A 14,660-nucleotide genomic window follows, 5' to 3' on the forward strand; every position below is an offset into this window, starting at 1 on the left:
TGTCTTGCTGGGTTCGGCATGATCTGTGCGCGTTTCGGCACTCTTCCCGAGAAGTTGTTCAAGCTCTCCGTTCACTCGTCCGATGGACAAGCAGAGAGTCACCGGACTTCGAACGGAGAGTCACCCGTGTCTACCCCCATGGCCAGCGCGCCCCGCGGCGTCACCCGCGTCCTGATCCTCGCCGACGCCCCGGTCCTGCGCCGTGGGCTGGTCGGCATGATCAACGAGACCGCCGGCATGCAGGCGGTGGGCAGCCCGGGGGAGCCGCGTCGTGCGCTGACCCTGGCCGAGGCAGCCCGCCCCGACGCGGTGGTGGTGGAGCTGGGCACCGGCCGGGCGGCCACCCTGAACGCGGTGCGGGACCTGCGTCGCCGGTTCCCGCAGCTGGCCGTCGTCGCCCTGGCCACCTCGGAGGACCCGGGTGTGGTGAACGAGGCGCTGGCGGCCGGGGTGCGTGGCTACCTGCTGATGAACACCTCCCCGACGCTGCTGGGCTGGGCGGTGCTCGCTGCCCGCGCCGGGCGCACGGTGGTGGACCCGCAGATCCGTCGCGGTGAGGGGGCCGAGGCGCCGGTGTCGCGGGAGCTGACCCCGGAGGTGCCGTTGACCCGCCGGGAGTCCGACGTGCTGGACGAGTTGATCCAGGGGCAGTCGAACCGGGCGATCGGGAAGAACTTGTTCATCTCCGAGGACACGGTGAAGTCCCACGTGAAGGCGATCCTGCGCAAGCTGGGTGCCCGGGACCGGGCGCACGCGGTGTCCCTGGTGCTGTCGGCGCGCAACCCGGGCTGTTCCTGCGGGGCGCACCGGCTCACCGAGGCCCCGGCCGACGTCTGACCCGCAGGTACTGCCACGGTCCGCGCCTCAGGGGCGCGGTCCGCGATGGACCGCCGGAGCGGGCTCCGCTCCGGCCGGCCGGTCGGACCGGCCTCCGCGCCGCTGACCAGCCGCCCCGAGCCGGTCCCTGTTCCCCCAGGGACCGGCTCGTGGTGCGTTGTCAGGGGCCGACCGGCCCGGACTCGCCCGGGTGGTCTCCGAGGGGCAGGGGAGCGACGTAGGGTCGGCAGGCGATGGCCGTTCGACCTGGTGCTGCAGACCCCGCCGACGACCTCTGGGCGATGGAGCGATCCCTCCGCCGCCGGGGGTTCGCCGCCATCGCCGGGGCGGACGAGGCCGGGCGCGGTGCCTGCGCCGGTCCGCTCGTGGCCGCCGCGTGCGTGCTCCCCGCCGGACGCCGCGGGCGGGTGCCCGGGCTGGCCGACTCCAAGCTGCTCAACGCGGCCACCCGGGACGAGGTCTACGCCGAGGTCGTGGAGCGGGCCCTCTGCTGGTCGGTGGTCGCCATCCCGGTCGGCGAGCTGGACGCGCGGGGCATGCACGTGACCAACATCGAGGCCCTGCGTCGCGCCGTCCGGGTGCTGGAGCCCTGTCCCGACTACGTGCTCACCGACGGCTTCCCGGTCAGCGGTCTCTCCCAGCCGTCGCTCGCCGTGTGGAAGGGGGACCGGGTGGCGGCCTGCGTGGCAGCCGCCTCCGTGCTCGCCAAGGTCACCCGGGACCGGATGATGCTGGAGCTGGACGGGCGCTTCCCGCAGTACGGCTTCGCCGAGCACAAGGGCTACATCACCGACGCCCACAGCGCCGCCCTCGACGACCACGGGCCCTGCCCGGAACACCGGATGCGCTTCGTCAACGTCGCCCGGGCCCGGGCCGCACACGCCGCGCGGACGCCACCCCTGCCGGTGGTGGGGGGCATGCACGATGATGGACCGGTGCCGCCCGGAACCCCGGCTGCGGCACTGACGTCCCCGGCCCCGATGGAGCACGCGCGATGAGCACCGAGGACCTCGAGAAGTACGAGACCGAGATGGAGCTGCAGCTCTATCGCGAGTACAAGGACATCGTCCGGCAGTTCTCCTACGTCGTGGAGACCGAGCGGCGCTTCTACCTGGCCAACAGCGTCGACCTCCAGGTCCGTGACGCCGGGGGAGAGGTGTTCTTCGAGCTGACCCTCTCCGACGCCTGGGTGTGGGACATGTACCGCCCGGCCCGGTTCGTGAAGAACGTCCGGGTGGTGACGTTCAAGGACGTCAACGTGGAAGAGCTGGACAAGCCCGACCTGGAGCTCCCGGACAACCCGCGCCTGCCCTGATCCGCCTCCCTGTCCCCGGGCACACCGGCCGGCCCTGAGGCGGCCGCCGTCCACAGTGGTGCGCTCCGTCCACAGTCCGCGGTGATCCCTGGTCCGGCCGGCCGCCGACGGCGACGGTCGACGGGTGCCGAATCCGCAGAAGTCCCCGCCCGGCCACCGCGCCGCCCTCGGCGCCTACGGCGAACGGGTCGCCGTGCGTGCGCTCACCGACGCCGGCCTCCAGGTCCTCGACCGCAACTGGCGCTGCCGCGACGGTGAGCTCGACATCGTCGCCCGGGACGGTCAGGCGCTGGTCTTCTGCGAGGTGAAGACCCGCACCGGCACCGGCTTCGGGCACCCGGCCGAGGCGGTGACCGCGGGCAAGCGCCGCCGGCTGCGGGTGCTGGCCCGCGCCTGGCTGGCGGCCCACGACCAGCGCGCCCCGGACCTGCGCTTCGACGTCGTCGGGGTGCACGTCCCGTCGTCCGGGCCGGCCCGGGTGACGCATCTGCGGAACGCGTTCTGATGGCGCTCGCGCAGACCTGGTCGGTGGGGTTGGCCGGCGTCCAGGGGGCGATGGTCGAGGTGGAGGTCGACCTGGCGCCGGGGGTGCCGACCGTGGCGCTGGTCGGGCTGCCCGACGCCGTCGTGCGCCAGTCGGTGGACCGGGTGCGGGCCGCGCTGCTCAACAGCGGGCACGAGTTCCCGCTGCGCCGGGTGACCATCGGGCTGTCGCCGGCGGCCATGCCCAAGCAGGGCAGCGGGTTCGACCTCGCCCTGGCCGTCGCCGTCCTCGCCGGTGCGCGGGTGGTGCCCGCGGCCGCCGTCCGGGAGCTGGTGCTGCTGGGCGAGCTCGGGCTGGACGGGTCGTTGCGCGCGGTCCGCGGGGTGCTGCCGGCCGTGCTGGCTGCCGCGCGCGCCGGCCACCGGGAGGTGGTGGTCCCGCAGGAGAACGCCGACGAGGCAGGCCTGGTCGAGGGCATCGCCGTGCTGGCGGCCGGGAGCCTGCGCCAGGTGGTCGCCCACCTCGCCGGGAAGGCACCGCTCCTGCCGCACGTCCGCGCAGCGGCCGCCCCGGCGCCACCGGGGCCCGACCTGGCCGACGTGGTGGGGCAGGCCGCGGGACGCCGGGCGGTCGAGGTGGCCGCCGCCGGTGGCCACCACCTGTTCCTCAGCGGCCCGCCGGGCGCCGGCAAGACCATGCTCGCCGAACGGCTGCCCGGGCTGCTGCCCCCGCTGGACGAGCAGGCCGCCCTCGAGGTGACCGCGATCGCCTCCATCGCCGGCACCCTCCCGCCCGGCGCCCCGCTGGTGACCCGGCCGACGTTCGAGGCGCCGCACCACTCGGCGACGATGGCCGCGCTGGTCGGCGGCGGCTCGGGCCAGATCCGCCCGGGTGCCCTGTGCCTCGCCCACCGGGGCGTGCTGTTCCTGGACGAGGCGCCGGAGTTCCCCCGGTCGGTGCTGGACACGCTGCGGCAGCCGCTGGAACGCGGGACGGTGACCATCCACCGGGCCAACGGCTCGGCGACGTTCCCCTGCCGGGCGCAGCTGGTCCTGGCCGCCAACCCCTGCTCCTGTGCCAGCGCGGCCGGCGACACGGCCTGCACCTGCAGTGCCCTGGAACGTCGGCGCTACCAGTCGCGGCTGTCCGGGCCGTTGCTGGACCGGATCGACCTGCGCGTCACCCTGCCGCCGGTGACCCGGGCCGCCTGGCTGGACGGCCTGGGCACCCCGGAGTCGACCGCCGCCGTCGCCGCGCGGGTGCAGGGCGCACGGGCGGTGGCGGCCGAACGGCTGGCGGGCAGCGGTCTGGCGCTCAACAGCCAGGTCCCGGGGCGGCTGCTCCGGGAGCGCTGGCCGGTGCCGCGCGCGGCGCTCGCGCTGGCGGAGCGGGCGCTGGAGCGCGGGGCCATCTCGGTGCGCGGCTTCGACCGGGTGGTCCGGGTGGCCTGGACGCTGGCCGACCTGGCCGGCCTGACCGTGCCCGGCGCCGACCAGGTGGCCGAGGCGCTGGGCATGCGGCTGCAGCGGGCTGCGGCATGAGCGGCACCGTCGACCCTGAGGTCCTCAGGGCGCGTGCGTGGCTGTCCCGGGCCGTGGAGCCGGGCTCGGTGGCGGCCTGGCGGTTCGTCGAGCAGTCGGGCCCGGTCGCGGCCGCTGCCACCCTGCGGGCCGGTGCGGCCCCGGCCGAGGTCCAGGCGGTGGTCGGGGCCCGGGCGGGAGAGGACACCAGCCTCGAGGACCTGCGCCGGGCGGAGCGGTGCGGGGGCCGGCTGGTCGTGCCGGAGGACCCGGAGTGGCCGGCGCTTCCGCTGCACTGCCTGACACTGGCCACCGAGGACGGGCGCGGGCTGGTGGACGGCCGACAGCCGAACCGCACGCTCACGCTGGTTCCGCCGCTGGCGTTGTGGGTGCGCGGCGCGGCGTCCCTGACCGGGTCGGTCGACCGGTCGGTCGCGCTGGTGGGGTCGCGAGCCTCGACGGCCTACGGGGAACACGTGGCCGGTGAACTGGCGCACGGGCTGGGGGAGCGGGGCTGGACGACCGTCTCCGGTGGTGCGTTCGGCATCGACGCCGCGGCCCACCGAGGAGCGTTGGCCGCCGATGCGCCGACCATCGCCGTCCTGGCCTGTGGGGTCGACCGGGTGTACCCCGGTGCGCACTCGGCGCTGTTCGCCCGGGTCCTCGACGAGGGGCTGCTGGTCAGCGAGTGGCCGCCGGGCTGTGCGCCGCTGCGGCACCGGTTCCTGGTGCGCAACCGGCTGATCGCCGCCCTCACCCGGGGCACCGTGGTGGTCGAGGCGGCCGCCCGCTCCGGCGCCCAGGCCACGGCCAACCGGGCGCGCGAGCTGGGCAAGGCGGTGATGGCCGTCCCCGGTCCGGTCACCAGCGCGATGTCGGTGGGGTGTCACCAGCTCCTGCGGGAGACCGAGCGCCCCGTGGCGCTGGTGACCTCGGCGGCCGAGGTGCTGGAGGCGGTGGGCCGGGTGGGCGATGACCTGGCGCCGCCGGTGGAACGGGCGGCCGCACCCGGTGACTCGCTGTCCGACGTCGCCCGGCGGGTGCTGGATGCCTGCCCCGTCCGGCTGGGCGTGCCGCCCGAGCGGCTGGCCGCGGTCGCCGGGTGCTCGGTGGTCGACGTGCTGCGGGTGCTGCCGGCCCTGGAACTCGCCGACCTCGTCGAGTGGACCGGCACCGGCTGGCGGGTGCGCCGGCCGCCGAGGAAGGGGTGAGCCGGCCGGGTGACGTCGTCCGCCGGGACATCACGGTCCCCGGTCTGCGGCGCGCCCGGTTGACCGGCCCGCTCCGCCGACGGACGCTGCGCCCATGGCCACCGGGACCGCAGAGCTGCGCGCTGCGCTGCCGCCTGCGCTCGAGGAGTCCCTGGCGGGCTGGGAGGAGCACCTGCGCCTCCAGCGGGACCTGTCGGGGCACACCGTCCGGGCCTACGTCGGCGACGTCGTCTCGCTGCTGGACCACCTGGTCCGGCGCAGCGGCCGGACGGTCGCCGACCTGGACCTCGCCACCCTGCGCAGCTGGCTGGCCCACGGGCGGACCCGAGGGGACAGCCGGTCCACCACGGCCCGCCGGGCCGCGTCGTCGCGGTCGTTCACGGCCCACCTGCGTCGCAGCGGGCAGGTCGCCGAGGACGTCGGGCTGCGACTGGCCAGCCCGCGGGCGCACCGCACGTTGCCCGGGGTGCTCGGGGCCGACCAGGCCCGCGCGGTGCTCGAGGAGGCGGCGCGACCGTCGGCCGAGGAGGAGACCTCGGCGGAAACGGCGCTGCGGTTGCGCAACGTCCTCGTCCTCGAGCTCCTCTACGCCACCGGGGTGCGGGTCGGCGAGCTCGTCGGGCTCGACGTCGACGACGTCGACCGTGGCCGCCGCCTGCTGCGGGTGCTGGGGAAGGGCCGCAAGGAACGCAGCGTGCCCTTCGGTGCCCCTGCGTCCGACGCCCTCGAGGCGTGGCTGACCCGCGGTCGCCCGGTGCTGGCGACGAGCAGCAGTGGCCCGGCGCTCTTCCTCGGCGTGCGCGGCGGCCGGCTGGACCCGCGGGAGGCGCGCCGGGTGGTGCACGCGGCCGTCGCGGCCGCGCCGGGGACCCCGGACATCGGCCCGCACGGGCTGCGCCACTCGGCGGCCACGCACGTGCTGGAGGGCGGCGCCGACCTGCGGAGCGTCCAGGAGCTGCTGGGCCACGCTAGCCTCGCGACGACGCAGGTCTACACGCACGTGACCGTCGAGCGGCTCCGGGCGGTACACGCCCGCGCCCATCCCCGGGCATGAGGACGGCTGCGGTGCATGGACAACAGAGTTCGAGCGGGGGAGTGCAGGTGTCTGAGGCGACGGTCCGGCAGGTCGGTGCGAGTGAGGACCCCGACGCCCACGTGATCGAGCTGTGGTCGCGGTACGTGCAGGGCCGGGACACCGGGCTGCGCGACCGGCTGATCCTGCACTACGCGCCGCTGGTCAAGTACGTGGCCGGTCGGGTGGGCAGCGGCCTGCCGGCGCACGTGGAGCAGGCCGACCTGGTCTCCTACGGGACGTTCGGGCTGATCGACGCGATCACCCGGTTCGAGCCCGAGCGGGAGATCAAGTTCGAGAGCTATGCGATGGCCCGGATCCGAGGCGCGATCATCGACGAGCTCCGGTCCACGGACTGGATCCCCCGCTCGGTCCGGATGAAGGCCCGGCAGTACGAGCGCACGGTCGCGGCCCTGGAGGCGAAGTTCCAGCGGAGCCCGACCGACGAAGAGGTCGCCGACGAGATGGACATGGACGTCGAGGAGGTCCGCAAGTTCCTCGGCCAGCTGTCCCTGGTCAACGTCGTCGCTCTCGACGAGCTGCTCGTGGACGACGACGGTTCCGCGCCGCGCCTGGGTGACACGCTCAAGGACACCAGCGCGCTGGACCCGCAGGCGATGGCCGAGCACGGCGAGGCCCGGCAGCTGCTGGCCCGGGCCGTCGAGCAGCTCCCCGAGCGGGAGAAGGTCGTCGTCAGCCTCTACTACTTCGAGGGCCTGACCCTCGCCGACATCGGCCGGGTCCTCGGGGTGACCGAGAGCCGGATCTGCCAGCTGCACACCAAGGCCGTGCTCCACCTGCGCACCAAGCTCGCCGACATCGCCTGACGACATCGCCTGACCGAACTCGGGTCCCGCGCGCGGGGCCCTGCTGCCCGTCCCGGGACCGCGCGCTGGTCCAGGGCACGGTCCGGGGACGGGGGGAGCCGGCTCAGTCGCCGGTCGGCTCCGCGCCCGGCAGCGGGCCCAGCAGCGGCTGGGCCTCCGGCGGGTTCCGGTGGCCCTCCTGCCAGGGCAGCCGGCCGGTCGAGTCGGGCCAGACGAGCTGCAGCACCTCGATGGAGCCGTAGAACTGCTCGGCGACCGCCAGTCGTGCGGTGTCCTCGACCGCCAGGAAGACCACCGGGGAGTCCGCATCGGTCAGCCCGGTCGTGGCCGCGCCGGGGCCGAAGCGGGCACCGCCGCGCACCGCCTCGCCCACCAGGTTGAGGTACTTCTCCCCGGCCGGGAACGGCAGGCCCATGACGATCACCTCCGGGTGGCCGAACGCGGTCAGCCCCACGGTGTGCGACCACCGCGGGTCACCGGGGCTGCCCCCGCCGCCGTGCAGCACCGCCCAGCCGAACCGGTCGACCACCCGCTGCAGGTCCGCCAGCACCTGGCCGGCGTCCTGGTCCGCTGCCTGCTGGTCCGCTTGCTGCTGGTCCGGGGCCGGCTGCTCGATGGGCTGTTCGGGGGCCTTCTTCCGTCGCCAACGCACGCCCGGACGGTAGCGCCGTCCCGGCGGTCGCGGGGTCAGTGCCACGGGAGCAGCCGCACCCGCGGCGGTCGGAGGAGCAGGAGCGGGTCCAGGTAGGCCTCCCCGCGACGCAGGCCCCAGTGCAGGCAGGCGTCCACCGGGCAGCCGGCGTGCCCGGCCACCAGCACGCCCAGCGGTGAGCCGCGGGCCACGGGCTGACCGGCGGCCACCCCCGGGGTCACCGGCTCGTACGTCGTCCGCAGCCCGTCGGTGTGGTCGACGCTGACCACCGGGCGGCCGGCGACCATCCCGGCGAACACCACCACCCCGTCGCCGGCGGCGAGCACCTGCCCGTCCACCGTGCTCGCCAGGTCCACGCCCCGGTGTCCGGCCGCGTACGGCGTCGCCGGGGCGTCGAAGGGCCGGCTGACCGTGGGCGCGCCGGGCAACGGCCAGGTCCAGAGTGCGGCCGGTGGCCCCGGCCCTGTGGGGGAGGGGCCCGGCGCAGCTGCCGCTGTGGGGAGGCCGGTCAGCAGGCCGGCGACGACCAGTGCGGCGAGGAGGGCGCGGGGGGCGGGCACCGACAGGAGGGTGCCGCCAGACGGCGCCCTGGACCGGTGGGAGCCGGCGCCTGTGGAAGCCGAGGGCCGCTGGGGACGACCCGGTCGGACGACGGTTGCCCAGGGCGTATGCTGATCGATGCGGTCCGCCTCCGGCGGATCGACTTCGCGTGTCCTCTTCCCGCTGCTCGTGCACCTGGCGAGCTCAGCGGGGCAGTCGTCACCTCGGTCCCGCCTCTCCGGCGGGTTCGGTGGCGCGGCTGGACACCAGGGCGGCGCACCTCCCGGTGCGTCCGCGACAACCGAGCAGCGCGGCGTGGCCCCTGGCCGCCCGCGCACGAGAAGGAAGGCGGCGCCACGTGGCAGTCGTCAGCATGAAGAACCTGCTCGACAGCGGCGTCCACTTCGGGCACCAGACCCGTCGCTGGAACCCGAAGATGAAGCGCTTCATCTTCACCGAGCGCAACGGCATCTACATCATCGACATCCAGCAGACGCTGGGTTACATCGACCAGGCCTACGAGTTCGTGAAGCAGACCGTCGCCCACGGCGGTTCGATCATGTTCATCGGGACCAAGCGCCAGGCGCAGGAGGTCATCGCCGAGCAGGCGACCCGCGTTGGCATGCCCTACGTGAACCAGCGCTGGCTGGGCGGCATGCTCACCAACTTCCAGACCGTCTACAAGCGGCTGGAGCGCCTCAAGGAGCTCGAGGACCTCGAGCAGACCGGCGCGCTGGTCAGCCTCTCCAAGAAGGAGCAGCTGGTCCTCTCCCGTGAGAAGGCCAAGCTCGAGCGCTCCCTCGGCGGCATCCGCGACATGAAGAAGGTGCCCAGCGCCGTCTGGATCGTGGACACCAAGAAGGAGCACATCGCCGTCGGCGAGGCTCGCAAGCTGAACATCCCGGTCGTCGCGATCCTCGACACCAACTGTGACCCCGACGAGGTCGACTACAAGATCCCGGGCAACGACGACGCCATCCGCAGCACTGCGCTGCTGACCCGCGTGATCGCCGACGCGGTCGCCGAGGGCCTCATGGCCCGCTCGGCGGCGCAGGCCAACGCCGGTCGTGGCGAGGACGGCGCCGAGGCACCGGCCGGCGCCGAGCCGCTGGCCGACTGGGAGCGCGAGCTGCTGACCGGTGGCGCCGCTGACGCCGCCGCCCCGGCTGCCGAGGTCGTCCCGGCCGTCGCCACCGAGGCCGAGGCCGCCCCGGCTGCCGAGGCCGTCCCGGCCGTCGCCACCGAGGCCGAGGCCGCCCCGGCTGCCGGCACCGAGCTGCCCGAGACCCCGGCCGACCCCCCGGCCGTCACGGCCAACGAGGTCGCCCCGGTCGAGGGCGTCCCCGCCACCGGTGACCAGTCCACCGGTACCCAGGGCGCCCAGAACGGCTGACCGGTCGGCGCCGCTGCTCCCCGCCTGAGTGCGGGGAGTGGCGGCGCCGCCGTCTGTCCGGCCTCCGGCCGGCACCTCCCCTCGCGGGGTCCGCGCCCCGCACCACCACAGATCAGAGGAAGTGACATGCCTGCTTTCACCGCAGCCGACGTGAAGCGTCTCCGTGACGCCACCGGCGCCGGCATGATGGACTCCAAGAAGGCCCTGACCGAGGCCGATGGCGACTACGACAAGGCCATCGAGTTCCTGCGCGTCAAGGGTGCCAAGGACGTCGGCAAGCGCCTGGAGCGCTCGACCACCAACGGCGTGGTCGTCAGCCGGGACGGCGCCCTGCTCGAGCTCGACTGCGAGACCGACTTCGTCGCCAAGAACGCCGACTTCGTCAAGCTCGCCGAGCGCCTGCTCGACCTGGTCCTGGCCGAGAAGCCGGCCGACGTCGACGCGCTGATGGCCACCCAGGTCGACGGCCAGTCGGTCGCCGAGCTCATCGAGTCCGAGTCGGCCCGCATCGGCGAGAAGCTGGTGCTGTCCCGGTTCGCCGTCTTCGAGGGCACCACGGCGGTCTACCTGCACAAGCGGGCCACCGACCTGCCCCCGGCCATCGGCGTCGCCGTGCAGTACTCCGGTGGCGACGCGGACGCGGCGCGTTCGCTGGCGATGCACATCGCCGCCGCGCGTCCGCGCTACCTGACCCGCGAGGAGGTCCCCGCGGAGGCCGTGGAGACCGAGCGTCGGGTCGCCGAGCAGACCGCGAAGGAGGAGGGCAAGCCCGAGCAGGCGATCACCAAGATCGTCGAGGGGCGGGTCAACGCCTACTTCAAGGACTTCGTCCTGCTCGAGCAGCCTTCGATCACCGAGCCGAAGCGCACCGTCAAGCAGGTCATCGCCGACGCCGGCCTGACCGTCGACCGGTTCGCCCGGTTCGAGGTCGGCCAGGCCTGAGCCCGACCTCCGAGGCCTGAGAGCTCTCAGCCACGGAACAACCACCGGCCCCGTTCTCTCCAGGACGGGGCCGGTGGCCTGTCCGGACCCGCCGCCGGGACACCTGTGCGCACCGGATGCGGCAGGATCGACACACCCGACACCGAACCGAGGAACGCCCGTGACCGTGCTGAAGTCCGCGCCCACCGCCTTCGCCCCGCTGGACGGCTCCGGCTACCAACGGGTGCTCCTCAAGCTCTCCGGTGAGGCCTTCGGGGGCGGCAAGGTCGGGGTCGACCCGATGATCATCCGGGCGATCGCCGAGCAGCTGGCCGCCGTCGTCGACTCGGGGACCCAGGTCGCCGTCGTCGTCGGTGGTGGCAACTTCTTCCGCGGTGCCGAGCTCTCGCAGGCCGGCATGGACCGCGGCCACGCCGACTACATGGGCATGCTGGGCACGGTGATGAACTGCCTGGCCCTGCAGGACTTCTGCGAGAAGGCCGGGCTCGAGACCCGGGTGCAGACCGCGATCACCATGGGCCAGGTCGCCGAGCCCTACATCCCGCGCAAGGCGATCCGGCACATGGAGAAGGGCCGCCTGGTCATCTTCGGAGCCGGCGCCGGCATGCCCTACTTCTCGACGGACACGGTCGCCGCGCAGCGCGCCCTGGAGATCGAGTGCCAGGTGCTGTTGATGGCCAAGAACGGCGTCGACGGTGTCTACGACGACGACCCGCGCACCAACTCCGCGGCCACGATGTACACCGACCTGGACTACGGCACGGTGCTGGCCAAGCAGCTCAAGGTCGCCGACGCCACGGCCATCAGCCTCTGCATGGACAACCAGATGCCGATCGTCGTGTTCAACCTGTTGCGCGACGGCAACATCGCCCGTGCGGTGGCAGGTGAGAGGATCGGCACGCTGATCAGCGCCCAGGCCTGACCGGCCGGACGTCGATCGGGGCGGCGCACGCCGGGTGCCGCCCGACCCGCACACCGCACAGACCCGGCAGCTGCCGCAGGAGGAGAAGACCCGTGATCGACGACACCCTGCTCGATGCCGAGGAGCGGATGGACAAGGCCCTGTCGGTCGCTCGCGAGGACCTCGGTTCCGTTCGCACCGGCCGCGCCGCGCCGTCCATGTTCAACAAGATCTTCGTCGACTACTACGGCGCGATGACCCCGGTCCCGCAGATGGCCTCGATCACCGTGCCCGAGGCGCGGATGGCGGTCATCAAGCCCTACGACGCCACGCAGCTGCAGGCCATCGAGAAGGCGATCCGCAACTCCGACCTGGGTGTGAACCCGACCAACGACGGGTCGCTGATCCGGGTGGTCTTCCCCCAGCTGACCGAGGAGCGCCGCCGCGACCTGGTGAAGATGGCCCGGTCCAAGGGCGAGGACGCCAAGGTCTCGATCCGCAACGTGCGCCGTCGGGCCAAGGAGGAGCTGGACCGCATCAACAAGGACGGCGAGGCCGGCGAGGACGACGTGCGCCGCGCGGAGAAGGAGCTCGACGACCTCACCGCCGCGCACGTCACCAGCATCGACGAGGCGATGAAGAACAAGGAGACCGAGCTCCTGGACGTCTGAGTCGACCACCCGACGCCACCGTGACCCGCGACCCGCACCGCCCCGAGCCCCTCGGCTCGGGGCGCCAGCCTGCCCGCGCCCGGACCGGGACCGCCGACGGGCCGGGCGGTACAGGGGGCAGCCCGGCCGGTCGGCAGGACCCTGACACCGGGCCGCTGGTCAGGATCGACCAGCCACCGGTGCCGTCGCGGCCTGTGGCCCGACCGCCCGGGCACCGGCCCGGACCGGTCACGGGTCCGCCGACCGAGGGCCTGCGCTGGGACGAGGAGCGCCCCGACCCCGTCGCCCCGGTGCCGGGCGACCCAGCGGTCGAGGAGGTGGGGCGGGAGCCCGCGGACGCCCCGCTCACCGCAGTGCCCGACGCCCTGGGGACCGAGGTCACCGGAGAGGCGCCGCAGGACACCCCGAGCGGCGCACCGCGGGCCGTCGGCCGGGCCGGCCGGGACATGGCCGCCGCGGTCGGTGTCGGGTTGGCGATGGGTGCGGTCGTCTTCGCGACGCTGCTGCTCTGGCGGCCCTCGTTCCTCGTCGTCGTCACCGCCGCCGTCCTGATCAGCGTCTTCGAGCTGAGCGGGGCGCTGGAGAAGGGTGGTCATCGGCCGCCGCGGACCCCCGTGCTGGTGGGGGCGGTGGTGATGGCAGCCCTGGCCTGGACCCGCGGTCCCACGGGCCTGGTCATCGCCTTCCTGCTGACCGTCTTTGCCGTGCTGCTCTGGCGGCTGGGCGACGGGCCGGTCGGGTACCTGCGCGATGCGTCGGCCGCGGTCTTCGTCGCCCTCTACGTGCCGCTGCTGGCCGGGTTCGCCGTCCTGCTGCTCGTGCCCGACGACGGCGGAGCCCGGGTGCTGACGTTCATCGGCACGGTCGTCTGCAGCGACGTGGGCGGCTTCGCTGCTGGGGTGCTCTTCGGGAAGCACCCGCTGGCCCGCACGGTCAGTCCGAAGAAGTCCTGGGAGGGGCTGGCCGGGTCGGTCGCGGCCTGCGTGCTCATCGGCACGCTGTTGATCACGCTGGTGTTCGAGGGGCCGTGGTGGGGCGGCGTGCTCTTCGGCGTCGCCATCGCCGTCACCGCCACCCTGGGCGACCTGGGGGAGTCGCTGATCAAGCGGGACCTGGGCATCAAGGACATGGGCGACCTGCTGCCCGGCCACGGCGGTCTGATGGACCGGATGGACTCGCTGCTGCCGTCGGCCGCGGTGGCCTGGCTGATCCTGTCGGTGGTCGCGCCGGTCTGACCCGGCAGTGGGCTGACCCGCGGTGGTCCGGGCCGGCCGGTCGGGACGGCGTGGCAGCATCCCGGCGGTGACCGAGGCGACGGACGGGCAGGTGGCGGACGGGGAGGTGCCCGGTCCGACCGAGTGGGGCGGGTCGGTCGGCGTCGGCCCCTGGACCGGCCCTTGGCCGGCCGATCCGCGGTATGACCGAGAACTGCTCGCCGAGGGTGACCGGCGGAACGTGGTGGACCGCTACCGGTACTGGCGACTGGAGGCGGTGGTCGCCGACCTGGACTCCCGGCGGCACCCGTTCCACGTCGCCATCGAGAACTTCGAGCACGACCTGAACATCGGCACGGTGGTGCGCACGGCCAATGCCTTCCTGGCCGCGGAAGTGCACGTGGTCGGCCGCCGGCGGTGGAACCGGCGGGGGGCCATGGTCACCGACCGCTACCAGCACCTGCGCCACCACCCGGACGTCGGCGGGCTGCTCGAGCACGCGGCGGCCGAGGAGCTGACCGTGGTGGCGGTGGACAACGGCCCCGGGGCCGTCCCACTGGAGACGGTCTCGTTGCCGCGCCACTGCGTCCTGCTGTTCGGCCAGGAGGGCCCCGGTCTCACGCCGGCGGCTCGGGACGGCGCAGCACTCACCGTGTCGATCGCCCAGTTCGGCTCGACGCGGTCGCTGAACGCCGGGGTCGCGGCGGGGGTCGCGATGCACGCCTGGATCCGGGAGCACGCCGACCTCGGTGCGGTGGCTCCACCCGACTGATCGCCCGGCGAGCCGTGCAGGTCGACCGGACGTGTTCGGTCGACCGGCGAGGCCGAGCGGAGTGTGACCGGTCGATCACGCCGCGCCTACCGGATGGGCAGGCTCCTCTCCGGCAGCATGGCCGGTCGGGTCTGGTGTCCGGGCTCGGCCACGACCGGTGGCCGAGACGGCGACCGGCCGGGGAGGAGTGGCCGTGGTGTCGGGCCGACCGTGGGGTGACGAGTCGCCTCAGGACCAGACGGCGTCCCCGGTGGACGGCCAGGACCAGCCCGCCTCGGCGAGCCCGGGACCCGGCGGGTCCGCGACCGG

At 74.1% G+C, this 14,660-nt stretch carries 16 protein-coding genes; 14 read left to right on the top strand and 2 right to left on the bottom strand.

The features are described 5' to 3' along the window. The first annotated feature begins 126 nt into the window (after positions 1 to 126). The 8 genes from O2W20_RS06750 to whiG all read left to right on the top strand — a co-directional run bounded on the left by O2W20_RS06750 (position 127) and on the right by whiG (position 7,266). Entirely contained in the window at positions 127 to 837 is a 711-nt protein-coding gene (locus tag O2W20_RS06750) for a response regulator transcription factor (protein WP_269170952.1), read from the top strand. A 281-nt stretch (positions 838 to 1,118) separates the two neighbouring features. Further along, positions 1,119 to 1,835, top strand: a complete 717-nt coding sequence (locus tag O2W20_RS06755; protein WP_269170953.1) for a ribonuclease HII — start codon at positions 1,119 to 1,121, stop codon at positions 1,833 to 1,835. Beyond that, positions 1,832 to 2,152, top strand: a complete 321-nt coding sequence (locus O2W20_RS06760) for a DUF2469 domain-containing protein (protein ID WP_036339823.1) — start codon at positions 1,832 to 1,834, stop codon at positions 2,150 to 2,152. Before O2W20_RS06755 ends, O2W20_RS06760 begins: the two co-directional genes overlap by 4 nt. A 124-nt stretch (positions 2,153 to 2,276) precedes the next feature. Beyond that, positions 2,277 to 2,657, top strand: coding sequence for a YraN family protein (locus O2W20_RS06765; RefSeq protein ID WP_269170954.1), 381 nt, complete (start codon positions 2,277 to 2,279; stop codon positions 2,655 to 2,657). Next, the gene (locus tag O2W20_RS06770) at positions 2,657 to 4,177 is read left to right on the top strand and encodes a YifB family Mg chelatase-like AAA ATPase (protein ID WP_269170955.1); all 1,521 of its coding nucleotides are present in this window, start codon (positions 2,657 to 2,659) and stop codon (positions 4,175 to 4,177) included. Before O2W20_RS06765 ends, O2W20_RS06770 begins: the two co-directional genes overlap by 1 nt. Beyond that, entirely contained in the window at positions 4,174 to 5,367 is a 1,194-nt protein-coding gene (gene dprA / locus O2W20_RS06775; protein WP_269170956.1) for a DNA-processing protein DprA, read from the top strand. Before O2W20_RS06770 ends, dprA begins: the two co-directional genes overlap by 4 nt. A gap of 94 nt (positions 5,368 to 5,461) precedes the next feature. Further along, a complete protein-coding gene (locus O2W20_RS06780; RefSeq protein ID WP_269170957.1) occupies positions 5,462 to 6,421 on the top strand; it encodes a tyrosine recombinase XerC in 960 nt (319 codons plus the stop codon). A 47-nt stretch (positions 6,422 to 6,468) separates the two neighbouring features. Continuing rightward, positions 6,469 to 7,266 carry an RNA polymerase sigma factor WhiG gene (gene whiG / locus O2W20_RS06785; protein ID WP_269170958.1) on the top strand — a complete coding sequence of 266 codons (798 nt, stop codon included), beginning with the start codon at positions 6,469 to 6,471 and terminating at the stop codon, positions 7,264 to 7,266. Positions 7,267 to 7,369: 103 nt separating this feature from the next. Here whiG and O2W20_RS06790 read toward each other — a convergent pair whose 3' ends face one another. Together O2W20_RS06790 and O2W20_RS06795 are read right to left on the bottom strand one after the other, a co-directional pair. Next, complete coding sequence (locus O2W20_RS06790; protein ID WP_269170959.1) at positions 7,370 to 7,918, bottom strand: DUF4262 domain-containing protein; 549 nt, start codon at positions 7,916 to 7,918, stop codon at positions 7,370 to 7,372. Positions 7,919 to 7,953: 35 nt separating this feature from the next. Further along, entirely contained in the window at positions 7,954 to 8,478 is a 525-nt protein-coding gene (locus O2W20_RS06795; RefSeq protein WP_269170960.1) for a M23 family metallopeptidase, read from the bottom strand. Positions 8,479 to 8,816: 338 nt separating this feature from the next. Between O2W20_RS06795 and rpsB the strand changes: the two genes are divergently transcribed. From rpsB to O2W20_RS06825, 6 genes are all read left to right on the top strand, one after another. Next, positions 8,817 to 9,851: a 30S ribosomal protein S2 gene (rpsB, locus tag O2W20_RS06800; RefSeq protein ID WP_269170961.1), complete on the top strand. Its 1,035-nt coding sequence runs from the start codon at positions 8,817 to 8,819 to the stop codon at positions 9,849 to 9,851. Between the two features lie 126 nt (positions 9,852 to 9,977). Next, complete coding sequence (tsf, locus tag O2W20_RS06805) at positions 9,978 to 10,793, top strand: translation elongation factor Ts (RefSeq protein ID WP_269170962.1); 816 nt, start codon at positions 9,978 to 9,980, stop codon at positions 10,791 to 10,793. Between the two features lie 160 nt (positions 10,794 to 10,953). Continuing rightward, positions 10,954 to 11,715 carry a UMP kinase gene (gene pyrH / locus O2W20_RS06810; protein WP_269170963.1) on the top strand — a complete coding sequence of 254 codons (762 nt, stop codon included), beginning with the start codon at positions 10,954 to 10,956 and terminating at the stop codon, positions 11,713 to 11,715. Between the two features lie 92 nt (positions 11,716 to 11,807). Beyond that, positions 11,808 to 12,365, top strand: a complete 558-nt coding sequence (frr, locus tag O2W20_RS06815) for a ribosome recycling factor (protein WP_269170964.1) — start codon at positions 11,808 to 11,810, stop codon at positions 12,363 to 12,365. Positions 12,366 to 12,559: 194 nt separating this feature from the next. Then, a complete protein-coding gene (locus tag O2W20_RS06820; RefSeq protein WP_269170965.1) occupies positions 12,560 to 13,600 on the top strand; it encodes a phosphatidate cytidylyltransferase in 1,041 nt (346 codons plus the stop codon). A 67-nt stretch (positions 13,601 to 13,667) separates the two neighbouring features. Next, a complete protein-coding gene (locus O2W20_RS06825) occupies positions 13,668 to 14,351 on the top strand; it encodes a TrmH family RNA methyltransferase (RefSeq protein ID WP_269170966.1) in 684 nt (227 codons plus the stop codon). Positions 14,352 to 14,660: the final 309 nt, after the last annotated feature.

Origin of the sequence: Modestobacter sp. VKM Ac-2982 (assembly GCF_026967935.1) — a bacterium.
Classification (GTDB): domain Bacteria; phylum Actinomycetota; class Actinomycetes; order Mycobacteriales; family Geodermatophilaceae; genus Modestobacter.

Excerpts from the sequence above, each read along its gene's own strand:
- O2W20_RS06755 (WP_269170953.1), top strand. The coding sequence starts at position 1,119 with ATGGAGCGATCCCTCCGCCGCCGGGGGTTCGCCGCCATCGCCGGGGCG.
- O2W20_RS06760 (WP_036339823.1), top strand. The coding sequence starts at position 1,832 with ATGAGCACCGAGGACCTCGAGAAGTACGAGACCGAGATGGAGCTGCAG.
- O2W20_RS06770 (WP_269170955.1), top strand. The coding sequence starts at position 2,657 with ATGGCGCTCGCGCAGACCTGGTCGGTGGGGTTGGCCGGCGTCCAGGGG.
- dprA (WP_269170956.1), top strand. The coding sequence starts at position 4,174 with ATGAGCGGCACCGTCGACCCTGAGGTCCTCAGGGCGCGTGCGTGGCTG.
- O2W20_RS06780 (WP_269170957.1), top strand. The coding sequence starts at position 5,462 with ATGGCCACCGGGACCGCAGAGCTGCGCGCTGCGCTGCCGCCTGCGCTC.
- tsf (WP_269170962.1), top strand. The coding sequence starts at position 9,978 with ATGCCTGCTTTCACCGCAGCCGACGTGAAGCGTCTCCGTGACGCCACC.